Source organism: Anaerophaga thermohalophila DSM 12881, assembly GCF_000191885.1.
GTDB lineage: Bacteria > Bacteroidota > Bacteroidia > Bacteroidales > Marinilabiliaceae > Anaerophaga > Anaerophaga thermohalophila.
On the sequence record NZ_AEWI01000012.1, the window covers coordinates 21791 to 47500 of the forward strand.

The 25710-nt window shown below is 43.3% G+C and carries 25 protein-coding genes; 10 read left to right on the forward strand and 15 right to left on the reverse strand.

The window, feature by feature from the left end; all coding sequences use genetic code 11:
* Nucleotides 1-5: 5 nt before the first annotated feature.
* The 3 genes from ATH1_RS0104085 to ATH1_RS0104095 form a co-directional block, all read right to left on the reverse strand.
* Nucleotides 6-911 carry a CPBP family intramembrane glutamic endopeptidase gene (locus tag ATH1_RS0104085; RefSeq protein WP_010417946.1) on the reverse strand — a complete coding sequence of 302 codons (906 nt, stop codon included), beginning with the start codon at nucleotides 909-911 and terminating at the stop codon, nucleotides 6-8.
* A gap of 6 nt (nucleotides 912-917) precedes the next feature.
* Nucleotides 918-2210 (reverse strand): tyrosine--tRNA ligase, encoded by a 1293-nt coding sequence (tyrS, locus tag ATH1_RS0104090; protein WP_010417949.1) that lies wholly within the window; start codon nucleotides 2208-2210, stop codon nucleotides 918-920.
* Nucleotides 2211-2583: 373 nt separating this feature from the next.
* Nucleotides 2584-3111 (reverse strand): CvpA family protein, encoded by a 528-nt coding sequence (locus tag ATH1_RS0104095; protein ID WP_010417953.1) that lies wholly within the window; start codon nucleotides 3109-3111, stop codon nucleotides 2584-2586.
* A gap of 335 nt (nucleotides 3112-3446) precedes the next feature.
* Between ATH1_RS0104095 and ATH1_RS0104100 the strand changes: the two genes are divergently transcribed.
* Nucleotides 3447-4958, forward strand: coding sequence for a GH3 auxin-responsive promoter family protein (locus ATH1_RS0104100; RefSeq protein WP_010417954.1), 1512 nt, complete (start codon nucleotides 3447-3449; stop codon nucleotides 4956-4958).
* 12 nt (nucleotides 4959-4970) lie between these two features.
* Nucleotides 4971-5585 (forward strand): deoxynucleoside kinase, encoded by a 615-nt coding sequence (locus ATH1_RS0104105; protein ID WP_010417957.1) that lies wholly within the window; start codon nucleotides 4971-4973, stop codon nucleotides 5583-5585.
* Between the two features lie 40 nt (nucleotides 5586-5625).
* Here ATH1_RS0104105 and nagA read toward each other — a convergent pair whose 3' ends face one another.
* A complete protein-coding gene (gene nagA, locus ATH1_RS0104110) occupies nucleotides 5626-6768 on the reverse strand; it encodes an N-acetylglucosamine-6-phosphate deacetylase (protein ID WP_010417961.1) in 1143 nt (380 codons plus the stop codon).
* A gap of 77 nt (nucleotides 6769-6845) precedes the next feature.
* Here nagA and ATH1_RS0104115 point away from each other — a divergent pair, with 77 nt between their 5' ends.
* Nucleotides 6846-7046 (forward strand): hypothetical protein, encoded by a 201-nt coding sequence (locus ATH1_RS0104115; RefSeq protein WP_010417964.1) that lies wholly within the window; start codon nucleotides 6846-6848, stop codon nucleotides 7044-7046.
* A 425-nt stretch (nucleotides 7047-7471) separates the two neighbouring features.
* Nucleotides 7472-8461: a hypothetical protein gene (locus tag ATH1_RS0104120; protein WP_010417967.1), complete on the forward strand. Its 990-nt coding sequence runs from the start codon at nucleotides 7472-7474 to the stop codon at nucleotides 8459-8461.
* A 251-nt stretch (nucleotides 8462-8712) separates the two neighbouring features.
* Here the strand turns inward: ATH1_RS0104120 and frr are convergent, their stop codons facing one another.
* Complete coding sequence (gene frr / locus ATH1_RS0104125) at nucleotides 8713-9276, reverse strand: ribosome recycling factor (RefSeq protein ID WP_010417970.1); 564 nt, start codon at nucleotides 9274-9276, stop codon at nucleotides 8713-8715.
* Between the two features lie 377 nt (nucleotides 9277-9653).
* On the opposite strand from frr, the gene ATH1_RS0104130 reads away from it, so the two are divergent.
* From ATH1_RS0104130 to ATH1_RS0104145, 4 genes are all read left to right on the forward strand, one after another.
* On the forward strand, nucleotides 9654-10358 hold the full coding sequence (locus ATH1_RS0104130; RefSeq protein WP_029163955.1) for a succinate dehydrogenase cytochrome b subunit: 705 nt from the start codon (nucleotides 9654-9656) through the stop codon (nucleotides 10356-10358).
* A gap of 228 nt (nucleotides 10359-10586) precedes the next feature.
* The gene (locus ATH1_RS0104135) at nucleotides 10587-12527 is read left to right on the forward strand and encodes a fumarate reductase/succinate dehydrogenase flavoprotein subunit (protein ID WP_010417975.1); all 1941 of its coding nucleotides are present in this window, start codon (nucleotides 10587-10589) and stop codon (nucleotides 12525-12527) included.
* 175 nt (nucleotides 12528-12702) lie between these two features.
* On the forward strand, nucleotides 12703-13458 hold the full coding sequence (locus tag ATH1_RS0104140; protein WP_010417979.1) for a succinate dehydrogenase/fumarate reductase iron-sulfur subunit: 756 nt from the start codon (nucleotides 12703-12705) through the stop codon (nucleotides 13456-13458).
* A gap of 183 nt (nucleotides 13459-13641) precedes the next feature.
* Nucleotides 13642-14349 carry a hypothetical protein gene (locus ATH1_RS0104145; RefSeq protein WP_010417982.1) on the forward strand — a complete coding sequence of 236 codons (708 nt, stop codon included), beginning with the start codon at nucleotides 13642-13644 and terminating at the stop codon, nucleotides 14347-14349.
* 12 nt (nucleotides 14350-14361) lie between these two features.
* Here the strand turns inward: ATH1_RS0104145 and ATH1_RS0104150 are convergent, their stop codons facing one another.
* The 10 genes from ATH1_RS0104150 to ATH1_RS22735 all read right to left on the reverse strand — a co-directional run bounded on the left by ATH1_RS0104150 (nucleotide 14362) and on the right by ATH1_RS22735 (nucleotide 21908).
* On the reverse strand, nucleotides 14362-15108 hold the full coding sequence (locus ATH1_RS0104150) for a glycosyltransferase family 2 protein (RefSeq protein WP_029163956.1): 747 nt from the start codon (nucleotides 15106-15108) through the stop codon (nucleotides 14362-14364).
* A 236-nt stretch (nucleotides 15109-15344) separates the two neighbouring features.
* On the reverse strand, nucleotides 15345-16622 hold the full coding sequence (locus tag ATH1_RS0104155) for a glycosyltransferase (protein ID WP_010417987.1): 1278 nt from the start codon (nucleotides 16620-16622) through the stop codon (nucleotides 15345-15347).
* 34 nt (nucleotides 16623-16656) lie between these two features.
* Nucleotides 16657-16908: a membrane protein insertion efficiency factor YidD gene (gene yidD, locus ATH1_RS0104160; RefSeq protein ID WP_010417989.1), complete on the reverse strand. Its 252-nt coding sequence runs from the start codon at nucleotides 16906-16908 to the stop codon at nucleotides 16657-16659.
* Entirely contained in the window at nucleotides 16883-17299 is a 417-nt protein-coding gene (locus ATH1_RS0104165) for a ribonuclease P protein component (protein ID WP_010417991.1), read from the reverse strand. The genes yidD and ATH1_RS0104165 overlap by 26 nt, the downstream gene beginning before the upstream one ends.
* Before the next feature lie 175 nt (nucleotides 17300-17474).
* Nucleotides 17475-18221: a uroporphyrinogen-III synthase gene (locus ATH1_RS0104170; protein WP_010417992.1), complete on the reverse strand. Its 747-nt coding sequence runs from the start codon at nucleotides 18219-18221 to the stop codon at nucleotides 17475-17477.
* Between the two features lie 49 nt (nucleotides 18222-18270).
* Nucleotides 18271-19443: a DUF4271 domain-containing protein gene (locus tag ATH1_RS0104175; RefSeq protein WP_245531704.1), complete on the reverse strand. Its 1173-nt coding sequence runs from the start codon at nucleotides 19441-19443 to the stop codon at nucleotides 18271-18273.
* A 67-nt stretch (nucleotides 19444-19510) separates the two neighbouring features.
* The gene (locus tag ATH1_RS0104180) at nucleotides 19511-20098 is read right to left on the reverse strand and encodes an LOG family protein (RefSeq protein WP_010417996.1); all 588 of its coding nucleotides are present in this window, start codon (nucleotides 20096-20098) and stop codon (nucleotides 19511-19513) included.
* A 265-nt stretch (nucleotides 20099-20363) separates the two neighbouring features.
* Nucleotides 20364-21068 carry a DUF6048 family protein gene (locus tag ATH1_RS0104185; protein ID WP_010417998.1) on the reverse strand — a complete coding sequence of 235 codons (705 nt, stop codon included), beginning with the start codon at nucleotides 21066-21068 and terminating at the stop codon, nucleotides 20364-20366.
* On the reverse strand, nucleotides 21028-21492 hold the full coding sequence (locus tag ATH1_RS0104190) for a DUF6452 family protein (RefSeq protein ID WP_245531705.1): 465 nt from the start codon (nucleotides 21490-21492) through the stop codon (nucleotides 21028-21030). The genes ATH1_RS0104185 and ATH1_RS0104190 overlap by 41 nt, the downstream gene beginning before the upstream one ends.
* A gap of 206 nt (nucleotides 21493-21698) precedes the next feature.
* Nucleotides 21699-21908 carry a hypothetical protein gene (locus tag ATH1_RS22735; RefSeq protein WP_081467422.1) on the reverse strand — a complete coding sequence of 70 codons (210 nt, stop codon included), beginning with the start codon at nucleotides 21906-21908 and terminating at the stop codon, nucleotides 21699-21701.
* Between the two features lie 311 nt (nucleotides 21909-22219).
* Here ATH1_RS22735 and ATH1_RS0104195 point away from each other — a divergent pair, with 311 nt between their 5' ends.
* Together ATH1_RS0104195 and ATH1_RS0104200 are read left to right on the forward strand one after the other, a co-directional pair.
* Nucleotides 22220-23554: a M16 family metallopeptidase gene (locus ATH1_RS0104195; protein ID WP_010418004.1), complete on the forward strand. Its 1335-nt coding sequence runs from the start codon at nucleotides 22220-22222 to the stop codon at nucleotides 23552-23554.
* 48 nt (nucleotides 23555-23602) lie between these two features.
* The gene (locus ATH1_RS0104200; RefSeq protein ID WP_010418006.1) at nucleotides 23603-25666 is read left to right on the forward strand and encodes an insulinase family protein; all 2064 of its coding nucleotides are present in this window, start codon (nucleotides 23603-23605) and stop codon (nucleotides 25664-25666) included.
* Nucleotides 25667-25710 lie beyond the last annotated feature (44 nt).

Consider the following 25710-nt stretch of genomic DNA (forward strand, 5'->3'; position numbering starts at 1 on the left):
TTAATTTATCCCTTAGCGTTTCGTATTTTGTGAAATTTCCAGGAAAGAAAACCCACGAGTGCTATGGATGGCAGCACAAAGGTCCATTCGGTTGTCAAATCTTCTGTTCCGGTTTGGAGGGGATTGATATCGGGGTTGGTATATCTGTAATAATAAAAAATTATGAGCGACATGAAATTGTTCGCAAAATGCCCTGCAATCGGATACCAGAGATTTTTCCCAAAGAGCATGAGATACCCCAAAGCCAGTCCGAGGAAAAAACGCGGAAGGAATGTGAAGAATTGCAGATGAATGGCGCTGAACAGAAAAGCAGTTAGCCATACTGCAACGTGCTTGTTTTTGAACCATTCTCCGAAGACGGGCTGCAAAACCCCTCTGAAGAGCATCTCTTCGCCGATCGCCGGTAATATGGCAATCATTATGAAGTTGATTAGCAGGACCCCCGGCTGGTCGGTATCCAGAAAGCTGTACATGATGTCAGTTGCGCTTTCTTCCGATTGTTTCATCCATTGTTCCAGGCCCCCTAAAAACTCCGGCAGTTGCATGTTGCTGTTTAAAATACCCAGGTAGCTCACCAGCGGTTGGGACAAAACAATTATGGCCAGACTCATCAGAATCAGCCCGGTAGAAGGCCTCCGAAAACCAATTCCCCGCGTCAGATGCCCCCAGAAGAAAAGGCCGGCCAGTAACGAAGGAATGATAAACACCGAAAAACTTTGCACAATCTGAAAATACCGCAGCATATTAACAGACAGGGGCATCCCTTCTGTACCCGCGAGAGAAAGTCCGTCCGTAAAAGGCAATGCTGCCAGCAGTGCAAGCAATGTGAAAACGAAAAAACTGGTAACAACCAGCATTAAGGTCATTAATAGCTTGCCTAATCCTCCGAGATGGTTCCAAATTGCCCGCATAGTGGTCTATTCTGCTATTATCAGGAAGTAGTTTTTCTTACCTTTTTGTACCAAAAGATATTTGTTGTTCAACAAGTCGGTTGTTTTCACGATCAGTTCTTCGTTGGTCACTTTTTCTTTGTTGAGAGCGAGTCCGCCGCCTTTAATGGTTCGTCGTGCTTCACCTTTCGAGGGGAACACTTCGGTTTTTTCGGCCACAAGGTCAATAATTCCGATGCCCGGATCAAGTTCCTTTCTGTTGATGCTGAATGTGGGAACTCCCTCGAAAACAGACAAGAGCGTCCTTTCATCCAGTTTTTTTAAGATGTCGGTAACATTTTTCCCGAAAAGTATCTGTGATGCGTCAATGGCTATCTGCAGGGCTTCTTCGCCATGCACAAGGCGGGTAACAGTTTCGGCAAGCCGTTTCTGAAGTTTTCGCTGATGGGGCGCTTCGTTGTGTTCGTCAATAAGTGCTTCAATTTCGTCGCGAGGTATCAGTGTAAATATTTTGATGTATTTTTCGGCATCTGCATCCGAAGCGTTGAGCCAGAACTGGTAAAAAGCGTATGGGCTTGTACGTTCGGGATCGAGCCAGACGTTGCCCGATTCGGTTTTCCCGAATTTTCCGCCGTCGGCTTTGGTAATAAGCGGACAGGTCAGCGCGAATGCTTCACCGCCTGTTTTTCTGCGAATGAGTTCCGTCCCGGTGGTGATATTTCCCCATTGGTCGGAGCCACCCATCTGCAATTTACAATCATACTCCTCGTACAGGTGAAGAAAATCGTAGCCTTGCACTAATTGGTAAGTAAATTCAGTAAATGACAGCCCTTCGCGCGAATCACTCCCCAGGCGTTTTTTCACGGAATCTTTGGCCATCATGTAGTTAACGGTGATGTGCTTTCCTACATCGCGAATAAATTCCAGAAAAGTGAAATCTTTCATCCAGTCGTAATTGTTTACCATCAGGGCGCGGTTCTCTTCAGTGGTTTCAAAATCCAAAAACCTGGAGAGTTGCTCTTTCAGGCATTTCTGGTTATGACGCAGCGTCTCTTCATCAAGCAGGTTTCTTTCCTGCGATTTCATAGAAGGATCGCCGATCATTCCCGTGGCACCGCCCAGCAACACAATTGGTCTGTGACCGGCAGCCTGAAAATGCCGAAGCATCATAACCCCAACAAGATGGCCAATGTGCAACGAGTCCGCCGTAGGGTCTATACCCACGTAGGCTGTGGTCATCTCTTTCTCCAGTTGTTCTTCGGTACCGGGCATGATGTCGTGGATCATTCCCCTCCACTTGAGTTCTTCTACAAAATTCATGGTTTAATATTCCGTTAATCTTTTTTAATAGATTGCAAATCAAATGCTCGTGTCCACCTCGTTTTAGTTGTTAAAATGCAGCACTTCAGGGTTTGCATGCGTTGTCTGATATGCAGAGCAGGAACAAACATCAAAAAAATCTAATGAGCTGTTGCATGTTTGTTAAGGTTGCTTCCTGCAAGAGGCGCAAAAATAAGAATAATTAACGAACATGAGTGCGGTATAAAATGCATATTTTTGTCAAAATCAAGGCGTTTTAAATTTTTGTACCGGAGTTAACTCGCTGTTAATGAGGATACAAAAATTTAAAACAACAACGAGTTTGGCAACAAAGATGCTTTTTAGACCGGGCTCATGAACATGCCTTGAGTAATTAAATGGTTACCGGACTTTGTCCGTTTTCTGACGGATTCAACAATTCTTCGAGGTCCCTTTCAAAGAGGTCAAAGATAAGAGGAGCAGCCTTCTTTACCGGGGGATACAGTTTTGAGCGTTGCTGTTCTTTTGGTGTAATAATTTTCTCCTCCAGGCCGAAAGCGTTAAGTCCCAAAAGAAGGATGCTGATGATGAAAGTTGTTTTCAACATTCCGAAAACAAGGCCAAAGATCCTGTCAAAAGCTCCAAGTGCTACTGCATGAATAAGTGTTCGTAATAATGAAGCAATAAGATGAATAATCAACACCACAATAACGAAGGTAACCAGAAAGGCAATAATTCCCATGTATTGCGAATGAAATATCCCGGAGAGGAAACGTTCCGTAACATCAGAAAGCCGGACTGCGAAAATTATTCCCAGAATTAATGCTGCCAGGCCTGCCAGTTCTTTGATAAATCCGTTTTTTAAACCTTTCAGTGCGGCAAGGATCAGAAAAATACCGGCAATAATGTCGAAATAGCTCATAGTTTTATCTGAAAATCTGACGATCTATTAAATTATTGATTGGAACAAAATTATTTATATTTACGGTCAAAACAATAGATGAGTCCACTTCTAAAAGGCTCTTTTTTGGCGACCTTTTTGTTGCGGGTAGTTTTTTATTGTCATTTTTGAGTTCAAAGGTTAGCTGGATTTCAACTTTCGCAAAAATAGTGTTTTTGGGTCCAGGCTTTTAAAACGAAAGCCGGTTTTTAAAGAATATGTGGCTGAATAATGCCCGGAGCAATGTCATAACAACAAAAATCAGATGCGTGGGACTTGTAAACCTCAGAGTAGTGAATTTTTGAAAAGATAAGGAAATGCCAATTATATCCAGTATTGTAGGGCTTTTTAATGCCCGTCGTTTGTCACAGATCGATCTGTTCAGGAAAGCACCCATGGAGGTACAGGAATCGGTCTTTTTCTCCCTGATTGAAGAAGCACGCCAAACCGAATGGGGCAGGCAATACGATTACTCTTCTATCCGCAAGATTGATCAGTACCAGGAGAGAGTGCCCGTTCAGGGCTATGAGGAGTTCGAACCGTATGTAGAACGATTGCGACACGGAGAAAAAGATGTGCTTTGGCCGGGCGTCACCCGCTGGTTTGCCAAATCTTCCGGCACGACTTCATCTAAAAGTAAGTTTATTCCTGTGACCAAAGAAGCTTTGGAGGCATGTCATTTTCGTGGCGGAAGGGATGTGCTTGCCATATATAACGACAATTACCCGGATAATCAGGTTTTTTCAGGCAAAACGCTCACGCTGGGCGGCAGTCATCAGATCAACCATTTCAGCAACGATTCTTATTACGGCGACCTTTCGGCAATACTGATTGAAAACCTGCCATTCTGGACCCAGTTTTTCAAAACGCCGGGGTCTGATGTTGCGCTGATGGAGGAGTGGGAAGAAAAGCTGAAGAAGATTACTAAGGTTACCATTAAAGAAAATGTAACTTCTCTCGCGGGTGTTCCTTCCTGGTTTTTGGTTTTGATCAAGCATATTCTGAAAACTACGGGCAGGAAAAATTTACTGGAGATATGGCCCAATCTGGAACTCTTTATCCACGGCGGGATTAATTTTACACCTTACCGGGAACAGTATAAAGAATTAATTCCGTCCGAAGAGATGCATTATATGGAAACGTATAATGCCTCGGAAGGATTTTTCGGAATACAGGATGATCCGGCTTCTTCTTCGATGCTCTTGATGCTCGATTATGGTATTTTTTATGAATTTATGCCAATGGGAGAGTTGGGGAAAGAGAATCCCAAAACATTGGTTTTGGATGAGGTGGAACTCAATAAGGATTATGCAATCATTATATCAACAAATGGCGGATTGTGGCGGTATATGATAGGTGATACGGTAAGGTTTACCCATCGCTATCCCTTTAAATTTATCATTTCGGGTCGAACTAAGCATTTTATTAATGCTTTTGGCGAAGAAGTTATTATTGACAATGCCACCAGGGCGCTGGATGCTGCCTGTAAAGCTACGGGCGCGGTTATCAGGGAATACACTGCAGGACCGTTATATATGAGCACGGGTAGTAAAGGGGCTCATCAATGGATTATTGAATTTGAGAAGCACCCCGATTCTGTTGATAAGTTCAGGGAAGTGCTCGATAAAGCATTGCAGGATGTTAACAGCGATTATGAAGCCAAACGTTACAAAAGCATTACCCTCGATCCGCCCGATATTGTTGTGGCACGCGAAGGCTTGTTTTTTGACTGGATGAAGTCGAGGAATAAACTGGGAGGACAAAATAAAGTGCCCCGGTTATCGAACAATCGCGATTATCTGGATGATCTTTTAAAGCTGAATCAGTAAAAAGGTATTGCTATGCATGTTGCTATTGCCGGGAACATCGGATCGGGAAAAACCACTCTGGCCGGATTACTGGCCAATCATTACGGTTGGGAGGTCCATTACGAAGAGGTGGAAGAAAATCCTTACCTGGCCGATTTTTATAACGATATGAAGCGATGGTCGTTCAATCTTCAGGTCTATTTTCTGAAAAGCCGTTTCTCTCAAATCGTAAAAATCAGGGAAGGTAACAAAAGTGTCATCCAGGATCGTACCATCTATGAAGATTCGGTTATTTTTGCGGCCAATTTGCACGATATGGGACTTATGAGTCCTCGCGATTATGAAAATTATAGCGGACTTTTTGATCTTATGAGCAGTTTGATAGCACCCCCCGACCTCCTGATCTATCTGCGGGCTTCTGTACCCACCCTTGTCCGGCAAATCGAGATGCGGGGACGTCCTTACGAATCGTCTATACGCCTGGATTACCTGCGGCGCCTGAATGAACGCTACGAGGGATGGATACGTAGTTACAAAGCGTCCAATTTGCTCATTGTTGATGTTGACAAGAACGATTTCATTAAAGAAAAAAGTAATCTGAGCGGTGTGATTGACAAAGTGGACAGCAAGATACACGGGTTGTTTTAACCGGCACTTTCTGAACAGACACTCATTTGGGTCAGCCGTGTTAAGCCTCAACTTCTTCTCCTTCATAGTAAACCGTTTCAGGCATCCAGTCGTCGTTCAAAACAACCATATTGGCCAGGACACCTTTGCCTATGCGTCCTATGCGGTGTGTTTGTCCCATAACGGCAGCCGGAGTGAAGGAGGCCATGCGTAATGTTTCTGCTTCTGGCAATCCGACCTCTTTGATGCAATACTGTACGGCTTGTGCGATCGAAATGGAGGAACCGGCCAGCTTGCCTTCCTGGTTGTAACAGATGCCGTTTTTCATCCTGAAAGTGGTGGGGCCGAAATAAACCTCACCGTCTTTTTGTCCCAGAAACGTTGCATCGGAAATCAGGAACAAGCGGTCGCCCATGACGCGGTGAGCCAGGCGGATGGCTGCCGGATGCACATGGTGGCCGTCGGCAATTACGCCTGCCCGTGCACTAGGATGTTCGAAGATAGCGGTAATGATGCCCGGTTCTCTTCCTGATATTGGCGACATGGTGTTATACAGATGGGTCGCCATCCGTCCGCCATGATCGAAGAATGACATCGCTGTTTCGTAGGATGCATTAGAATGACCGGCCGACAAAATCCATCCGGTTTCCATCAGAGCATCCATGTTTCCTGAGGTGAACAACTCGGGAGACACAGTGATGGCTTTAATAACTTCGCGCCCTTCGCCTGTTATTTCTTTTAACAATGAGGGCGTTGCCGGTTGTAGCCATGGTTCATGGTGAGCCCCCTTTTTAGAGGGATTCAGGAAGGGGCCCTCGAGGTGTCCGCCCATGAGCAATGATTGCTCTTTTGCCATTATTTTGCGTATGGTCTCGATGGCATTTTTCCTTGTATCGGTAGCTGAAGTTATGATGGTCAGAAGCAATGACGTGGTTCCGTGTGCCAGATGGGTGTTCAGTATTTGGCGGAATGACTTTTCCGATGGATCCAACGAGGCATACTTCCCTCCGCCACCGTTGACCTGGAGATCGATATATCCTGGTGCAATCACCTTCCCCTGTAAGTCGATGGATGGTAAATGTGTTGGGGGATGTGTGGTTATGCCAAGAATGTGTGGCGGTTTAACAACTACAGAAAATCCCGGTGAGAGAAAAGACCTTCCGTCAAAAATCCGACCGTTTTTAAGAATGAAAGATGGTAGCATATTTGTTCTTTTCTTTAATTCTATAAATTTAGAAATTTGGAATTAATTATGCAGAATTTTGCAGGCTATTTTGACAGATGTATAACAGTGTTTTCCGTTCGTCTGCTGACATTGATGAGCTGAAGGTTCCAAATCCTGAAACCGACGGATTACTGCCTATTATGCTTAGCCGGTTGATGATGTGCCGGCCCGGTGTTGAAGAAGCAGGCCATAGAATTCGCTTTTCTGTTTCGCGCTTTTCGCAGGTCACAAAATGTTCTCCATCATCTCAAAAATAATAAAAATCAAAATAAATGATTGATTAATTGCTTATTTGTTTATATTTAGGGCCGGAAAGAATTACAGCTAACTATTATGTTAGATAAACTAACAATTTCATTTATTCGTATAAAATTTATTTATTAAGGCCGGATGGAACTCGCATGCAAGAACTTATACATATTCTTTTGTGACAAACCTTGCCATGCTCGTTTCATCAGTATAAAATAAGTCTAAGTCATTGGTCTGATGGAACTCGCATGATTGAGTTTTATACATGTTCTTTTGGGACAAACCTTGCCATGCTCGTTTCATCGATCTAACAAAATGATGATTGTTATCAATAAACAGTTAAAGTGTAATTCGTATTGATTAGCCCCGCCCCCCCGATAACTGATAACCCTTACCGGAGTATTAGCTTTAAACTTTCTAAATCTAAAAAATCATGTTTCAGGGGATTGCAGATCAGATTACAGAAGCTCAAAGAGAAATTTTGAGACAGGAAACGCTCCAGAATTATTATGAAATGCTGGAAAAATTCCGAAAAGACCAAATCAGGGAACAGAAAAAAACGAACACCGCCTTTTCTAAATTTTCGTTTCCGCATTTATCTTCGACCGACCTTGACCAAATTCCGGGATTAAAGTCATTGTTCTATGTGGTTTTTGAGAATCAGGAGAATGAGAACGATAAGAAGAGGCGTAGTTTTATTCAGATGTATTTGCTGTTGAAGTCTTTTCCCGAAAGCATCAGGGTGTTTTCCGATGAGATGAAACGAATAAAACCCGAGGTTAAATCCAAACGAGAAATACGCAGTTTACGTATTCTTGTCCGTAATATCAAGGAATCCACTATGGACAAGTATTTCTATCAGGAAGTATCTACTTTGCTGCATTTTGTTGAGAAAGCAGGGGAAGTGAAAGCCCGTTCGTCAGTTCTGGATATGTTACTCAAGTTGGGTGAAGAGTTACAACAACGGCTTTATGGCGCCGTTAAAAATCTGAAGCAGGAAGAGAACTGGGGTTCCTGGGAAATGTTTTTCTCCCGTAAGATACAATATGATAAAATTCAGCCCGGCGGCATTGACAGAGCTTTTGAGGTTATGCCGGCTGCCGAAAGTCTGATGTCATGTTTTTCCATTCTTGCCGAGCCGTTTTTCTCGACCCGCGATATACTTATACTTAATAAAATAGCAGACGGGTTTGTGGAAGGATTGATTGACGACATGATGCAGGACTGGCTCGTTGAATCCAAAACAAAGAAAATGCTTTCAAGAATCAATCAGGCACTTGGAACTATAAATCTGATGGTACGTACTTTGACTGCTATGAAAGAGCAAAACAAAAATGAGATTTCACTCATGGAGGTAGAGCGTAAAAAACGCATCGAAAAGACCGAGGAATACGTTAAGAAAAAGCTCTCCCAGAAAGTCTGATTCCCGGAATTGCTGAAATAGCAAGCCCGGGATAAAAAAAACCGGATATCCGTAAGCAAATATGAGTGCAGTATAAGAAGCATATTTTTGTCAAAATCAAGGCGTTTTAAATTTTTGTACCGGAGTTAACTTGTTGTTAATGAGGATACAAAAATTTAAAACAATAACGAGTTTGGCAACAAAGATGCTTTTTAGACTGGGCTCAAATATTTTTTGCAACTGATATCCGGTTTTTATAACAATAAGCCGTCCTAAACGGTCATAATATCTTTTTCCTTTTTCTCAAGCATTTCTTCGACCTTTTTTGTGAACTTGTCGGTCAGTTTCTGAACCTGGTCTTCAGCATCTTTCTCCATGTCTTCGGGTAGACCGTCCTTTTTCAGTTTTTTAAGTTCATCGTTGGTCTCGCGTCGTGCATTACGGATGCTGATGCGTGCTTCTTCTCCTTCTTTCTTCACATGTTTAACCAGGTCCTGCCTGCGTTCTTCAGTTAAAGGGGGGACGTTAATCCGGACAATTTCGCCGTTATTGTCGGGATTGAGTCCAAGATTGGCATTCATAATGGCCTTTTCAATGGGCTGGATCATCCCTTTTTCCCATGGCTGAATAGCAATGGTGCGCGGGTCGGGTGTATTAATGCTGGCCACCTGTTGAAGAGGGGTCATGGTTCCGTAGTATTCAACCATTACATCGTCAAGCATGCGGGGATTGGCTTTGCCGGCGCGTATTTTACCCAGCTCGTGGTCGAGATGATCGATGGCCTTTTGCATTTTTTCTTTTGTGCTTTCGATCAGTATTTGAACATCATCTTCCATGGCAATACGTGTTGGTTAATGTCTGATTTTCGATTATTTGTGAACAAAAATATAAAACTTTTGGACATTTCGAAATAGTCTCTGGATTTATGCTGTAAAACAGGCATCTGTTTTAAACAAAATGCAACTATTTATCCTACTTTTGTAATAGTGCAAATATGAAAAGGCGAAAATTGTTAAAATGGTTTATAAAACTGTGAAAATTTGCTTCGGGAAAGTGCATTTTTAAAGGTGCAAATTAGATTAGTTATAAATAAAGAACAATTTCTTTAATTTTCTTAGCGAATAAGAATCGTAGCATCTACCTTTGCAGCTTAAAACTCCCGGACGGGATATGTATGTAAGACAAACAAGATACTAATAAAATTAATGGATTTATGAGTAGTACATTAGGTTCTTCAATTGGGAAAAAGTTGTTGATGAGCATATCAGGACTTTTTCTGATTTTGTTCCTTATCGTTCACCTTACTGTGAACTCATTTCTTCTGGTGCCGGATGGTGGCGACCTGTTTAACGCTGGAGCACATTTCATGGCAACCAATCCGGCAGTTCGTGTTATTGAACCATTGCTGGCAATTGGATTTATTGTCCACATTCTCTATGGAGTGAAGCTCACCCTTGAAAATCGTAAGGCCCGTGGGCCTGCCCGTTATGCGTCGGGGAAAAAGACTACGGGTGTGACCTGGGCATCTCAGAACATGCTTGTTCTGGGTATCACCGTTGCTGCTTTCCTGGTGCTTCACCTTGCCAATTTTTGGGTGAAAATGAGGCTCACCGGCGATCCTTTGCTTGAACACACCACGGTGGACATAGCCGGCGTTCCGACGGAAGTGGAAAATGCTTATGCACTGGTTAATGCCACTTTAGGTTATCTTTGGATTGTAGTGGTTTATGTTATTGGTTCTGTCGGGCTTGCCATTCATCTTTCACACGGTTTCTGGTCGGCATTTCAAACCATCGGCTTCAGCAACCGGATATGGAGAAAAAGACTGTCCGTATTGGGTAATATTTTTGCCTGGATCATAGGAATCGGCTTTTCTTCTATTGCCGTTCTTCAATACTTGTTTTATCAGCCTAGTTAGTGCTTGTCTATAAATCCGCAAAAATTTTTTACAAGATGCGTGTCTGTTCAGAAACTACCGGTTGCAAGACTTGTGAAGTTCGAAAACACGGAACCCTGAATGTGCTTTTCGTTGGTTTTTTTGAAAAAACCTTACAAAAGCTACTTTGGGATGTGTAATTTTCGGACAAGCGTAACACAGTAAATGGCATTTTATGAACAGTCACTAATTAAAAAATACTGAAAGATCATGGTAAAATTAGATGCAAAAATTCCCGAAGGGCCTCTCGCTCAGAAATGGGACAACTATAAAGCGAACCAAAAACTGGTCAATCCGGCCAACAAAAGGAAACTCGACATTATTGTTGTAGGAACCGGTCTGGCCGGCGCCTCAGCAGCTGCATCATTTAGTGAGATGGGGTTCAATGTTAAAGTGTTCACCATACAGGATTCACCTCGTCGTGCGCACTCCATTGCCGCACAAGGTGGTATCAATGCCGCGAAGAATTATCCCAACGACGGAGACTCTGTTTACCGCTTGTTTTATGATACTGTAAAAGGTGGCGACTACCGGGCCCGTGAGGCCAATGTTTATCGCCTGGCGCAGGTTAGTAACAACATCATCGACCAGTGCGTGGCACAAGGTGTCCCTTTCGCCCGTGAGTATGGAGGGTTACTCGACAACCGTTCTTTTGGCGGAGCTCAGGTGAGTCGTACTTTCTATGCCAAAGGACAAACCGGTCAGCAACTTCTGCTGGGAGCTTATCAGGCACTTATGCGCCAGGTGCATACCGGTAGTGTGAAGCTTTATACCCGGAATGAAATGGTGGAGATTGTGATCGTTGACGGGAAGGCTCGCGGCATTATTTCACGCAATCTTGTGACCGGTAAACTGGAGCGTCATTTCGGGCATGCTGTTGTTCTTGCCACCGGGGGTTATGGAAACACCTTCTTCCTTTCAACCAATGCCATGGGGTCCAACGGCTCGGCAGCCTGGAAAGCTTATAAAAAAGGCGCCATGTTTGCCAATCCCTGTTTCGCGCAGATTCACCCGACATGTATTCCTGTTCATGGTGAATTTCAGAGTAAGCTTACACTGATGTCGGAATCATTGCGTAACGATGGTCGTATATGGGTACCAAAGAAAAAGGAAGATGCCGAAGCCATTCGTGCCGGCAAGCTGAAGCCAACTGAAATTGCGGAAGAAGACCGCGATTATTACCTGGAACGACGCTATCCTGCATTCGGGAACCTTGTTCCGCGTGACGTTGCTTCACGTGCTGCCAAAGAGCGCTGCGATGCGGGTTACGGGGTCGGCCCGACAGGGCTGGCTGTATATCTCGACTTTCAGTCAGCCATCGACCGGTTGGGACGTGATGTCATTGAAGCTCGTTATGGGAACCTTTTCCAGATGTACGAAAAGATTGTGGACGACAATCCTTATGAAACCCCGATGATGATATATCCGGCTATCCACTATACCATGGGTGGCATCTGGGTAGATTATGAATTGCAGACTACCGTTCCGGGTTTGTTCTGTGCCGGGGAAGCCAATTTCTCTGATCACGGAGCCAACCGTTTGGGAGCATCGGCGCTTATGCAGGGGCTGGCCGACGGTTATTTTGTGCTGCCATATACCATTCAGAACTATCTCGCCGATGATATTTCCACGCCACGTATGACAACCGAAGAGAAGGAATTTGAAGATGCTGAGAAATCTGCCAAAGAACGGCTGGATAAGATTATGAGCATTCATGGTAAACGTTCGGTCGATAGTATTCATAAAGAGTTGGGACTGGTTATGTGGGACTTTGTCGGCATGGCTCGTAACAAAGAAGGACTGCAGCAGGCCATCGAAAAGATACAAGCCATCAAGAAAGAGTTCTGGACCAATGTGCGTATCCCGGGTTCTTCCGAAGATATGAATGCAGAATTGGAGAAGGCAGGCCGGCTGGCCGATTTCATTGAGATAGGAGAGCTCATGGCTCGTGATGCCCTGCACCGCGAAGAATCGTGTGGCGGACATTTCCGTGAAGAATATCAAACCGAAGACGGTGAGGCGCTTCGTCGGGACGACCAATTCGCTTATACCGCCTGCTGGGAATACAAGGGCGAAGATCAGGAACCCGAACTGCATAAGGAAGACCTGACATTTGAAGTTGTGAAACTGGTACAGCGGAATTACAAATAACAAGAGTGTATAACTTCAATAAGCCTTTCGATTTTTAGATATCAGAGGTAAGATGAATTTTGTAACATTTTGAAAATCTGAATTTTTATACGAACACCCATTGATTTATAAACAATTGATATCAAGTTTATTGCAAAAGCTTAACGGAGTATTGTAACTAAATGAAGAATTTATCATGGAAACAACAATCAATATCAAACTCAAAGTTTGGCGCCAGGCCGGACCTAAAGCAAAAGGCCGGTTCGAAACTTATGAGCTCAACAACATATCTACCGATAGTTCTTTTCTAGAGATGCTTGACATCCTCAACGAAAAATTGATAAACGAAGGGAAAGAGCCGGTTGCCTTTGACCACGACTGCCGGGAAGGTATTTGTGGTATGTGTTCGCTTTATATCAATGGCCGGCCTCACGGGCCCGACGACGATGTAACGACCTGCCAGTTGCACATGCGTAAGTTTAAAGATGGAGAGACCATCACTGTGGAACCCTGGCGTTCGGCCGGTTTTCCGGTTATCAAGGATCTGATTGTCGACCGTAATGCATTCGACAAAATTATTGCTGCCGGCGGTTACATTTCTGTTAATACAGGAGGCGTTCCCGATGCTAACGCCATTCCCATTCCGAAAAAAGATGCTGATGAGGCCATGGATGCCGCCTCCTGTATTGGATGCGGAGCTTGCGTGGCGGCCTGTAAGAACGGATCTGCCATGCTGTTTGTTTCGGCCAAGGTAAGCCAGTTGGCCTTGCTACCGCAGGGACGTGTAGAAGCTGCACGGCGTGCCAAAAACATGGTGGCTAAAATGGACGAACTGGGATTTGGAAATTGTACCAACACAGGTGCTTGTGAAGTGGAATGTCCAAAAAGTATTTCTCTTGCCAATATTGCGCGGCTTAACCGTGAATTTCTGAAAGCCGGGATACAGGACTAACTTCATATTTTCTAAAGGGGAACAAGCGGTGACAAGTAACAACATAACTTGTCACAGCTTGTCGCAGCCTGACCAGAATTTTCCGGGGGTGCTTTTGCTGAGGCGTCTGAAACATGATTATCTCTTTGTATTGTAATTGGTTAAACTTTTATTTAACTTCATGCCCCATGAAATGATAAGAACATGCCATACAGACGACTTCCCAACACCGACCAGGCCCGGCTCAGGGCTCTGAAAACCGCACAGGAAAAAGGTGCCCGACTGGCACCTATGGACCTCGCTTTTTCCCAGAAATTGCTTTTTGATGTAAAAGCTTTTGTCCCTCAATATGAACAAGTGATTCAGCAGTACCAGTTCAGCAAAGACCGCCAGGCAAAATTCGGGAAGTCGCTGGCGGAACATTTCCGGGTGGCAAGAATGTATCTTTCTCATTTTCTTCAGGTCGTCAATATGGCTATTACCAGGGGAGAGTTTAAACCCGGGGTCAGAGCTTTTTATGGTCTTCCCGAGGACGACAGGACCATTCCCGAAATTAATACCGAGCAACAACTTATCGAATGGGGCCGAAAAGTTATTAAAGGTGAGGAAGAAAGAATAGTACGAGGCGGTTCACGTGTTTTTAACCCTACCATCGCGATGGTTAAGGTGCATTTCGAGCAATTTCTGGAAAATTATGATTTCCACAAGGATCTGGTCAAAACTTCCCGGAAAATACAGGAAAAAGTTGCAGCAGAAAGAGAAACAGCCGACAAACTGATTGGAAATATCTGGAACGAAGTAGAAGCCCGGTTCGCCGATTTGGAACCCGAAAAAAAGCGAAAGAAAGCATCGGAATATGGGGTGGTTTATATTTACCGTCCGTCGGAAAAAGAAAACGGGAAAGTTTCGTAGCGGAGAAAAAGCCTAAAACCTGCGGTTTTGCATCCAGTACCGGAAAAATTTCGGGGCAATTACAAAATGCGCCAGAATAGTAGAACCCAAACCAAAATTTTTGACCATTATTCTGAAACGTTCTTTCAGTCCCGGAATAATATTTTGTCTGGTCATTCCTCCTTCCCTGAATTTTGACAAAATAAGACCGGTATTTCTGATTTCGGAAGCATGTTTAAGTGCATGCAGGCACCACTCATAGTCGGCTGAGAAACGATAGCTTAAATCGTATTTTCCGGCTACTTTTCCGGATGCAATAAACGATTGATGACTGACGAGCATTCCTCGCCTGAAATCGCGCCAGCTTAAATGATCAGGAGGCGAATGGCGCCGTAATCCTATCTCATTGCCCGCTTCATCAATGAGCATGGTTTCGCCATAATAGACGTCTGCAGTTGAATTACCGGAAAAAACTTTGTCCAGCACATCGGGAGATGCGGGTTCGTCACCAGAGTTTATGAACCAGAAATAATCTCCTGAGCTCATTTCCATTCCTTTATTCATGGCATCATACAGACCGGCGTCGGGACCGCTCGTCCAACGAGATATCTGTTGTTCGTATTTTTTTATTAGGTCGATGGTACCATCAGTACTGCCACCATCTACCACAATGTATTCCACATTTGAGTAGGTAAGTGCCAGAACAGATTTGATGGTGGCCTCAATGGTAGTGACGCTGTTGTACACAACGGTGATGATACTTACGCGGGGTTGTTGCATAAATTCGGATATTAAGTTTGAGTCCGGTCTAAAAAGCATCTTTGTTGCCAAACTCGTTGTTGTTTTAAATTTTTGCATCCTCATTAACAACAAGTTAACTCCGGTACAAAAATTTAGAACGCCTTGATTTAGACAAAAATATGCTTTTTATACTGCACTCAAGTTTGTTTTCAATATTTCTTACGGTAAGTGAATCAAAAAATTGTAGGGAAAGACTCATCCATGTAAAAGGGATTTTATGAAGAGACCTGGTTAAGTATCGAGTTATAGATTGCTGTGTATTTTGAGGCCACTATTTCCGGCGAAAAATTATTCACTGCGAATTCTCTGGCATTAGAGGCCAATTCCTCATGGTTGTCCAGAATATACAGAATGCCTTCACCGAGGTTTTTCCACTTGTCGGGAGCTGCCAGAAAACCATTTTCCTGATGTTTTACCATTTCCGGGACACCACCGATATTAAAAGCAACAACCGGTGTACCGCATGCCAGTGATTCTACCACGGTATTGGGCAGGTTATCCTGCATAGAAGGCAGCACGAAAACGTCGGCGGCCTGATAAAGACGGGCCATGTTCGCCTGACCGGTTACAACGTCGAAGGTATGCATCAGAAAAGGAGATTGCCACTGAAAGGCTTCAACCTTTTTGCCGAATACCACCAGCTCTATCTCTTTTCGCAGATGAGGACGTGTTGCATTCAGATTTTTCAGGGCGCGAAGCAGCAAATTGGCTCCTTTCCTCGGGTCAAAAACATTTGCTGCTCCAAAGAGAACAAGTTTTTTATTTAACGGTAGTCCAAGCTGTTTTCTGACTTCTTCTTTATTTGCCGGGCTGAAAATATTGACATCGACGGGATTAAAGACCTGGCGAACCGAATGTTTAAGGTCTTTGCGAACCAACGAACTTTTTTCGGCCATCTCTTTCATCCAATTGCTGCAGCCAACAAACGTAATGGCAGCATCGGCATACATCTTCTCTTTCAGCACATGCTGGTGTGCCGATAAATCGTTCTCTCCCGGTGATTTGAGGAGAGGACAGTTTCCGCAGGCAGATGTGAATCCACCACAACTACCCGGATAATGACATCCTCCGGTAAAAGGCCACATGTCGTGTAAGGTCCAGATAACCGGTTTGCCGGTCTGTATAAGTTTTTTTAATCCATGAAGTGATAAGAATCCCTGGTTAATCCAGTGAAGGTGAAGAACATCGGCATCTCTGACCAGCGGATGACGGCTGATATCATATCCGAAACGGCCGGACGAGAAAGCAAATCTTTTTTCCCGGTTTTTCTCATCCCTGACGAAGGCGAATACTTCTGCCGCGAATTTTAATTGTTGGAGAATTTGCCCTGCACGCGACTTAATAAAAGGTGTAATGCCGGGATGTTCTCCTTCGGACTGCAAGACAAGCATCTTGGCATCCGTGCCGTTTTCCCTGAGCGCGTCAAGCAATCTTAAGGCTGCCAAAGCAGCACCACCTGTCTGGTCGCTTTTATTGATGTGCAGAACTTTCACGGGCTCGATTGTTTAAGCGTAAAGATAGAAATTTTTATGGCACCGGATCATATCCGCTACCGCCCCACGGATTGCAGGATAAGATACGTTTGGTAGCCAGCCACAATCCTTTGAATGGGCCATGCTTTTTCAAGGCCTGTATTGAGTAAACCGAACATGTGGGTGTATACCGGCATGATGGGCCTGTCATAGGAGAGATTACCCATTGGTAAAATTTGACCGGTATGATCAGAATGAATATCAGTAATTTTCTGATTCCCTTATATATTTTGCGAAGTATTTCCATATCCCTCGGTTTTTTCAATCAATTGCAACAGCGCTTTCTTCATCCCTTTTTCAATGGTATGATAATCCAGCTCTTTTTCAGCAATGTACAAAAAGGCAACTGCAATTTGAAGATTTCTTTCCTGAAAAACACGGATGAAGCAGGGTTTGTTTAAACGATAGGATTCACGCATACGACGTTTCAGAAGGTTTCGTTTTACAGCCTGTTTAAACCGTTTTTTCGAAACCTGAAACATTACCTGAACCGGAACATCCCCGGGAAGTTCTGTGGGCAAAAACCGGATACGCAACGGATATGCCAGAAAGGTTTCACCTTTTAGAAAGAGCTGGTCGATGATTTTACGACTGCACAGCTTTTCGTTTTTCCCGAAAGTGAAACCTGATCGATGCATACCTGAAATTAGTTATTTTGAGCAGGGATATCGCCTGGCAAAGTAGTACAGAAAAAAGCCTGTAGTGAAAATAGCCGGGAAGGCACTACTGCTTAAAAATCAACATAATTCTTCAGCTCCCGGCTTAGTTCTTCCCTTATAACCATAAATGCCCGTAGGCGGACCTTATGATGCACTACTTTTTGTTATGCTTCTTGATGTACATCTCCAAAGCTGCTGTCATGGATGGTGCCTGCGGCATGGGTGCCTGGATGTCGAGCCGCAATCCGGCCTCTTTAACGGCCTTGGCTGTTGCAGGGCCAAACGAAGCAATAAGCGTATCGTTTTGTTTGAAATCAGGGAAATTCTGCAACAACGACTTTATTCCCGATGGGCTGAAAAAGACCAAAACATCATAATCAATGTCTTTCAGATCGCTTAAGTCGCTGCTCACCGTCCTGTATAAAATGGCTTTGGTGAACTTGACTTTGGCCTTTGTCAGAAGGTTGGGTATTTCAGGTTTGTGGATGTCGGAAAGCGGCACCAGAAACTTTTCCTGTTTATGCTTTTTTATCACTTCCACCAAATCCGGAAATTTCCCGGTAGAGTGGAAGATTTTTCGCTTTCTGTACACGATATACTTTTGCAGATAGAAAGCAGTGGCTTCTGAAATACAAAAGTACTTCATGTCGTCGGGAACTGTTACCCGGGTTTCTTCACATATTCTGAAGAAATGGTCGATGGCCGTACGGCTTGTGAAAATTACCGCATTGTGGTCGAGAATATTGATCTTCTGTTGTCTGAATTCTTTGGAAGATACCCCTTCAACCTGAATGAATGGCCTGAAATCAATCTTCACATTGTTCTTCTCAGACAGGTCGAAATATGGGGATTTTGGCGTTGACGGTTTAGGCTGCGAAACCAGAATTTTTTTGATCTTCAATTTGCTTAAGTTTTAGTTCAACAAAACCAGAAACCATTCCAGTACCAGGTCAATAAAACAGCACCTTATACAGTATTGACAAGGGTAAAATTTCCAGGGCACAAAGGTACAAAATAATGTAATAACCTGAAAGTGCATCCCTTAAATTTGCCTGTATACCTCTTGCTATCTGTATTAGATACAGCAAAATAAAAACAGAAAAACCGATTTTCGGAACAAAATGCCGTGTTTCGGGTTCCAAAAACGGGAAAAGAGCAATCAGGGGCAGCAAAATAACACCATAAGCTTTGCTCATTACCGATGACTGAGATAAATATTCCTTTGTTCGATCCTGTACTCTGAAAACCCATCCGATGAACTGGTAAACGATTATTTTCAGGGTGAAAATTACAAGCAGAAATCCGAAAAGTGTGAGCCAGAGTTTCCAACCTGAAATATCGAAGAAACTGCGATCGGTCAAAATCATGAACTCATATAAAAACAGCGAGAAATTGGCATAGAATAAAAATCCCAGCCATATTGAAGCAGGTTTTTCACTGCGTGAAGAAGTGGATTGAAGGGTATTGGCCACATTTGTAAAGGCGATTGCATTAAAAACATTTGTCAGATATTTTTGCCATCTGAAACGGATGATACCGGTGACTGCAACCATGATAATAATGGTTGTTATAAACCAGGTAACAGAAAGCAGGTCGCTGTTTTGTTCCTGTGAAGTCGGAAGTTTCTCCTCCCCGACAGGAGTAGTTTCTTTTAACGCCTCAATGGTTTTTTTGCCAAAAACAGCGGTGTCGGATTTTGTTTCGGCAATAACCTCCTTTGTTTCTTCTCTGCCTTCTTCGTGCTCAATTATGTTACCTGACTTCATAACAGATTGCAACAAGCAGACAGAATCGTTGGATGCTGAGGACCAAAGCTGCTTTGCAAATCCCGATGATTTCCAGTCGGAGATAAGTATGTAATCGAGAGTATCCGGATAATTTGCTTGCGCAGGTTGGGTACCAGTTTTTTCGGGCTCTTCCGTCACTTTGGTTGTAACCTCTCTGATCTGCTCTTGTTCAGTCCGGGCGTGGACAGGATCTTCTTCTGACAGAACCTTTATTTTTGGCCGTTCCACTTTGAGCTCGATGTCTTGTGGTACGTCAACGGCAGGACGAAGGATATTCAAGGCAGTGTCCTGTTGCGGAACAAAAGGCATATATGCAGGATGCAGGTTGTTCTTCATAGAAACGGTATTGAAATGCAAAAATATAATATTTTTGGGGGATATGTTTTTGTTTGGCGCTGAGAAATTAAACCGCCGCAAACCGGATAGAATCTTTCCCCCATGGTTTTGCATTTTCTATGGCAGGTACCACATCTTCGGGACGGTCAACAATGTTCCACATTTCGTTATGAACAGGGCGCATAAATTTTTCTTTGACCATTTTCGCGGTTAATTGCAGCAACCCGTTGTAGAAGCCGTCGGTATTAAGTACGATGATGGGATGGGGATATTGTCCCAGTTTTTTAAGCGATAATACTTCGAAAAGTTCCTCCAAAGTGCCGGTACCGCCGGGGAGGGCGACTATGCCTGAACTGCGTTGCACCATCAATTCTTTACGTTTGTGCATGGTTTCCACATGTATCATGTCTTGCACATCCTTATGCTCCCACTCCACGTCAACCATGAATCGCGGAATTATGCCGGTAATCGACCCGTTAAGTTTCAGTGCTTCGTCGGCGACTGCACCCATCAGACCAACTGCTCCGCCACCGTAGATAATACCATAACCGGCTTTTACAAGGGAGGCTGACACGCTGCGGGCTGCCATGAAATATTTCTCTGGTACCTTAGGACTGGAAGCACAGAATATGGCTATTTTTTTATTAAGGCTCATAGAGGAATCGTTAGATTTTTAGATATAAGATACGAGATACGAGATACAAGATGATTCATGAGCCCGCTCTAAAAAGCATCTTTATTGCTAAACTCAGTGTTGTTTTAAAATTTTGCATCCTCATTTACAATGAGTTAACTCCGGTACAAAAATTAAAAACGCCTCGATTTTGACAAAAATATGCTTTTTATACCACACTCATTCATTATTTTGTCTGTCGGCTACATTTATCAAATTCCCTTTGAGGTCAGGATGTCCTTCACCCTTATTTACCCCAGGGGATAAAATATTCAAGAGAATACGAGAAACCCAGATTTAAATTGTTATCACCGTTCCCGTATCCCGGTATAGAGTAAGGTTCCAGTACCCGGGAATTATTTTCCATTATTTTCACTCTCAGGTTGAGCGTCCAGCCCATGTATAAGTTCTTCAACAGCTCAGTCCTCGGTCCTGCCAGTAATTCAATCCAGTGATTGTTGATGACATATTTACTCATAGAGCCATGATAATCATCCCAGTAATTGTTCTCAATGATGAAACTGTTGCTGCCATGCTCCTGAAAGGCAAAGCCGTAGTTTAGTCCAATGAAAATATTGTCTTTATTCCCGGGTTCATCCACATCGAAAAAGTCGTATAAAATTCCCAGTTTAAGGAATGACCCGTTGCTTTCGTAATGATAGTTTCGTTCCTCCTGATTTTCCTCCGAGAAAGTAAGGTTTTCAAAGCCTGCTTCAGCACGGATAAACCATTTGGTGGATAGTTTAAAATGCGAAATTACAGAAAATGCAGTTTTGTCTGTGTCAAATAAATGTCCAATAGGCCCTTCAAGGTTTAGCCCCAGAGTCATTCCCTGTTGCTCCCTGTCTTCTTTTAATTTTAGACTTTCCCGTTCCTGGCCGGAAGAAGTCTGATACGGAAAAAGAAAAAGGCTAATAAATATAAAGCTTAATATTTTCGAGTGTTTCACCATATTGTACAGTAGGATAAATGACAGAAACGGAATCAATAAATGCATTACTGTGTATAACAGTATCTAAATCAAAGGAAAAAATGTACCCACACTCTCTGGAGATAAAGTTGAGTTCTTTCTCGTATATAAAATGGATGGTATCTTTCAGGGTGTTGGCTGAAATAACAAATGAAGTGGTATCGGTATGATAATCCAGAGGTAAGAACAGCTCAGAAATAGTTTGATTGCGGTAAATACTGTCTTCCATGTTAAGTCCTGTTACTGAAACTTGTGTCAGGGTGGTGTCGTTGTCTTCTTGCCACCAGGCCGAAAACAAACTTGCCTGAACTGCATTCTGGTTGGAGAGACAGGCTTCATCGCTTTCGCATCCGGCAATTGACAGGATGAGTGATGTGCTAATTAATAAATAAGTTATCAGTTTCATAAAATCCCGGATATATTCGTGCAAAGTTAGAAAATAAAGTGGTTTTTTTGTGTGCCCGTTTTAGTACATCCTTTTGTTCGATTTCGTGCAATTTGATATTCTGTCAGGATGATCACGTTTTAATTTAATTTGTTATGCGTCAGCTAAATATTTTCTTTGGCCTGCAAATTGTTTTAACAATTTTTCAGACCTCAAAACCATTCTCTTCAAAATGATAAAAATATTTGTTGAGTGCAGTATAAAAAGCCTTCAAACTGCTGATTTTTACTATTTTTACCCCTGACCCCTAAAGAGGAACTGCTAAAAATCAGCAGTTTGAAAAAGTCCCCTTTAGGGGATTTAGGGGTCAAAAGGCTTTTTAGACTGCACTCTTTGTTGGTTTTATTTTTCAAAATGTTGAATGGCTGCGGGCACAATACAATGCGGGTCACCTTTTTGGTTTTTTGGCTGTTGCAATGATTGAGATGGTGGCAGAAGGCATTTATTGAGGTTGTTTTTAATATCTGAGTACGTTATAAAAAAGCATATTTTTGTCAAAATTAAGGCTTTTTAGATTTTTTGTGTCTCAGTTAACCCGTTGTTAATGAGGACGCAAAAATTTAAAACCACAATGAGTTTGGCAACGAAGATATTTTTAGCCTGATTTATGAATAGATTAGGTTAGATTGGGCCTGGATCAATAAGTAAAATTTTTATACAAGCCTCTTAACCAATAAAAAGTTATAGTATGAAGAAAATGAAAAGAAGCTCATTATTCCTGCTGGCGTTGGTGCTTTCAGGAAGTGTAATGTTTGCCCGGCAGCGGCAGATCGAATTCACGGAGTATGACCTTGACAACGGACTGCATGTCATTCTCCATGAAGACCATTCTACGCCGATTGTATCGGTAAGCGTGATGTATCATGTCGGATCGAAGAATGAACAACCCGATCGTACCGGATTTGCACACTTCTTTGAACACCTGATGTTTGAAGGAACAGAGAATATTCCCCGGGGCGAATATTCCAGGTATGTGGAAAAATCGGGCGGAACCTTGAATGCCAACACATCGGCCGACCGTACTTATTATTATGAAATTCTTCCTTCCAATCAGCTCGAAATGGGGCTCTGGCTTGAGTCGGAGCGGATGCTTCATGCGAAAGTCGACAGCATGGGTATTGCCACACAAAAACAGGTTGTGATAGAAGAGAAAAAACAAAATTACGACAACCGGCCTTACGGTTCAATGCTGATCGAGGTAATGAAAAGGGCTTTTAAAGAACATCCCTATCGCTGGACAACCATCGGTGATCCCGATCATATCAGGGCAGCCAAAGATGAGGAATTTCGACACTTCTATGATCAGTTTTACGTGCCCGACAATGCCGTTCTGGTTATAGCCGGTGACATTGAACCTGAAAAAACCAGGCAGTTGGTTCAAAAATATTTTGGAGACATTCCTTCCGCCGAAGGAGAGATATACCGTCCCGACGTTGTTGAGCCACCGTTAGGAGGGGAAGTCCGTGATACCGTTTACGACAACATTCAGGTGCCGCTTATACTTCATGCTTATCGTACACCCGCCATGGGAACAGAAGATTATTATGCACTGGAGATGTTGAGCACCCTTTTGGCCGACGGACAGAGTTCGCGTCTTTACAAGTCGCTCGTCGATGAACAGCAAATTGCCATGCAGGTGAGTTCTTTCCCGCTTCCGTTTCGTGATCCAAGCGTTAGCATCGTGTTAGCGTTGCCCAATATGGGAAAGGATACTGAAGAATTGGAACAGGCCATGATTGCCGAAATTGAAAAGGTGAAGAACAATCTTATTGATGAAAAGGAGTTTCAGAAACTGAAAAATAAATTCGAGAACGATATTATCAGCAGCAAAACCAGAGTTGCCGGTATCGCCAACGATCTTGCGCGGTATTATACCTATTTCGGCGATACCGATATGATTAATTCGGAACTGGATAAATACATGTCGGTTACCCGCGAAGATATTAAACGAGTGGCCAATAAGTACTACACCGAAGACAATCGTGTCGTTCTTTATTATTTACCTGAAAGTCAGAAAAAGTAACCTGACACTGAAAAAACCAGATTTTTCCATTTTAAAATACTGAGTATTATGAAGCGATATTTTTCAATAGCCGTCCTTTTTCTTCTGATGGTTTCAACGGTAAGTGCACAACTTGACCGGACGACGCCTCCGGAACCGGGCCCGGCTCCGGAAGTTAAAATAGGTGACTACAAAACATTCACCCTGTCTAACGGGCTGACCGTTATTGTTGTAGAGAACCATAAAGTACCTATGATAACCTATTCTCTGACACTTGATGTGATTTTACCACGCGAAAACGATGCCGTGGGTTATATTCAACTGGCGGGTGATTTGCTGCGTGCCGGAACCACCAATCGTACCAAGGCGGAAATCGATGAAGCGGTTGATTTTATAGGTGCTACACTTCAGACTCATTCTAAAGGCATATATGGCCGGTCGTTGTCGAAACACAGTGAGCAATTATTGGAGGTTATGTCCGATGTGTTGTTAAATCCTACATTTCCCCGGGAAGAGCTTGATAAACTGGTAACCCAGTATAAAACAGCAATTCAGGCCAATAAGGAAGAATCGCGTGCTATAGCAGAAAATGTTGCCGGTATCCTTGTTTACGGGAAAGATGATCCCTATGGGGAGATAATGACTGAAAACACACTCGACAATGTAACAGTGGAACTTTGTAAGAACTATTATACGTCTTACTTCCGTCCCAATGAAGCTTATTTGGTTATTGTAGGTGACATTTCGGTGAAAGATGCGAAAAAGCAGGCCGGAAAATATTTTGGCGATTGGAAAGAAGGTCCTGTTCCACAAAATCTTTTCCCTTATCCGGCTTGCTATGAACAACCGAAGGTTGCCATTGCCAATAAGGAAGGGGCAAACCAGTCCACCGTGATGGTGACGCATGAAGTCATGCTTATGCCCGGACATCCCGATGCCATAAAAGCACGTGTGATGAACCAGATACTTGGGGGTGGCTCTTTCAACGCCCGGTTATTTCAAAATCTCCGTGAAGACAAAGGATTTACCTATGGTGCTTATTCCAGACTGGAATCTGACGAACGTGTAGGCCGCTTCACTGCTGCGGCCGATGTCCGGACTTCTGTTACCGACAGTGCTCTTACCGAGATTCTGAAAGAAATGGAAAGAATGCGTTCCGAACCCGTATCTGATGAAGAGCTGCAACTGGTAAAGAATGTGATTGCCGGAGAATTCGGGCGTTCGCTTGAAGACCCGCAAACAGTGGCCCGTTTTGCCCTGAATATCGAGCGATACGACTTGCCGAAAGACTATTATGAAACGTATCTCAAGAAAGTAGAAAGTGTTACCAAAGATGATGTTCGGGAAGCAGCCATGAAATACCTGAAGCCCGGCCAGGCTGTTATTCTTGCCGTTGGAAATGTTTCTGCCATCGAAGAAAAGATGAAAAAGTTCAGCCCTTCGCAGGAAGTAACTCAATACGACTATTACGGGAATGTCGTAGAGAAAAAAGCTATTTCCGGCGACGTTAAAGCTTCTGATGTGATAGAAAAGTACATTGAAGCAATTGGAGGAAGAGAGGCCCTGAATGAAGTTGATGATTTGAAAATGGTTATGGGTATGGAAGTCCAGGGAATGGCTCTGGAAGTTAACCTGTTTCAGAAACGCCCCGGTAAGCTGTATCAGGAAACAGTTATGAATGGAAATGTTGTTTCCAAACAGGTTTTTGATGGGGAAAAAGGAAAGATGCAATCGCCTATGGGAGAGCAAGTCATTGAGGGTGAGGCATTGACCCAAATGAAAGAAAGCGCTAAAATTTTCCCCGAACTCACTTATATGAAAGATGGTGTAAAACTGAAGATTGAAGGTATAGAAAACGTGGATGGAAAAGAGACCTATAAGGTTGTTGTTACCAAACCTTCAGGAACTGTTTCAAGCGTTTTCTATGGTGTTGAGGACGGTCTCAAATATAAAGAAGTGGCGCAGACTCCGCAAGGTGCTGTTTCTACCACTTTTGCCGATTATGAAGTTGTTGACGGGATTCTTTTTCCTATGACCATGAAACAGGTAATGGGGCCGCAAAGTTTTGATATTCAGATTAAATCGGTTGAATTAAATACCGGTATTGAAGACAGCCGTTTTGAAGTGAATTAATCCTTTTTTATTTCCTTTTTTTGACCGAAATACCCGGTAACTTA

Bases quoted from the DNA above. Each gene is read 5' to 3' on its own strand.
- ATH1_RS0104115 (WP_010417964.1), top strand. From the start codon at position 6,846: ATGTATAACAGTGTTTTCCGTTCGTCTGCTGACATTGATGAGCTGAAG.
- ATH1_RS0104135 (WP_010417975.1), top strand. From the start codon at position 10,587: ATGGTAAAATTAGATGCAAAAATTCCCGAAGGGCCTCTCGCTCAGAAA.
- ATH1_RS0104165 (WP_010417991.1), bottom strand. From the start codon at position 17,299: ATGCATCGATCAGGTTTCACTTTCGGGAAAAACGAAAAGCTGTGCAGT.
- ATH1_RS0104185 (WP_010417998.1), bottom strand. From the start codon at position 21,068: ATGGTGAAACACTCGAAAATATTAAGCTTTATATTTATTAGCCTTTTT.
- ATH1_RS0104105 (WP_010417957.1), top strand. From the start codon at position 4,971: ATGCATGTTGCTATTGCCGGGAACATCGGATCGGGAAAAACCACTCTG.
- ATH1_RS0104150 (WP_029163956.1), bottom strand. From the start codon at position 15,108: ATGCAACAACCCCGCGTAAGTATCATCACCGTTGTGTACAACAGCGTC.
- ATH1_RS0104180 (WP_010417996.1), bottom strand. From the start codon at position 20,098: ATGAGCCTTAATAAAAAAATAGCCATATTCTGTGCTTCCAGTCCTAAG.
- ATH1_RS0104100 (WP_010417954.1), top strand. From the start codon at position 3,447: ATGCCAATTATATCCAGTATTGTAGGGCTTTTTAATGCCCGTCGTTTG.
- ATH1_RS0104120 (WP_010417967.1), top strand. From the start codon at position 7,472: ATGTTTCAGGGGATTGCAGATCAGATTACAGAAGCTCAAAGAGAAATT.
- ATH1_RS0104175 (WP_245531704.1), bottom strand. From the start codon at position 19,443: ATGAAGAACAACCTGCATCCTGCATATATGCCTTTTGTTCCGCAACAG.
- ATH1_RS0104130 (WP_029163955.1), top strand. From the start codon at position 9,654: ATGAGTAGTACATTAGGTTCTTCAATTGGGAAAAAGTTGTTGATGAGC.
- ATH1_RS0104190 (WP_245531705.1), bottom strand. From the start codon at position 21,492: ATGAAACTGATAACTTATTTATTAATTAGCACATCACTCATCCTGTCA.
- ATH1_RS0104140 (WP_010417979.1), top strand. From the start codon at position 12,703: ATGGAAACAACAATCAATATCAAACTCAAAGTTTGGCGCCAGGCCGGA.
- frr (WP_010417970.1), bottom strand. From the start codon at position 9,276: ATGGAAGATGATGTTCAAATACTGATCGAAAGCACAAAAGAAAAAATG.
- ATH1_RS0104200 (WP_010418006.1), top strand. From the start codon at position 23,603: ATGAAGCGATATTTTTCAATAGCCGTCCTTTTTCTTCTGATGGTTTCA.
- ATH1_RS0104195 (WP_010418004.1), top strand. From the start codon at position 22,220: ATGAAGAAAATGAAAAGAAGCTCATTATTCCTGCTGGCGTTGGTGCTT.
- nagA (WP_010417961.1), bottom strand. From the start codon at position 6,768: ATGCTACCATCTTTCATTCTTAAAAACGGTCGGATTTTTGACGGAAGG.
- yidD (WP_010417989.1), bottom strand. From the start codon at position 16,908: ATGGAAATACTTCGCAAAATATATAAGGGAATCAGAAAATTACTGATA.
- ATH1_RS0104085 (WP_010417946.1), bottom strand. From the start codon at position 911: ATGCGGGCAATTTGGAACCATCTCGGAGGATTAGGCAAGCTATTAATG.
- ATH1_RS0104145 (WP_010417982.1), top strand. From the start codon at position 13,642: ATGCCATACAGACGACTTCCCAACACCGACCAGGCCCGGCTCAGGGCT.
- tyrS (WP_010417949.1), bottom strand. From the start codon at position 2,210: ATGAATTTTGTAGAAGAACTCAAGTGGAGGGGAATGATCCACGACATC.
- ATH1_RS0104095 (WP_010417953.1), bottom strand. From the start codon at position 3,111: ATGAGCTATTTCGACATTATTGCCGGTATTTTTCTGATCCTTGCCGCA.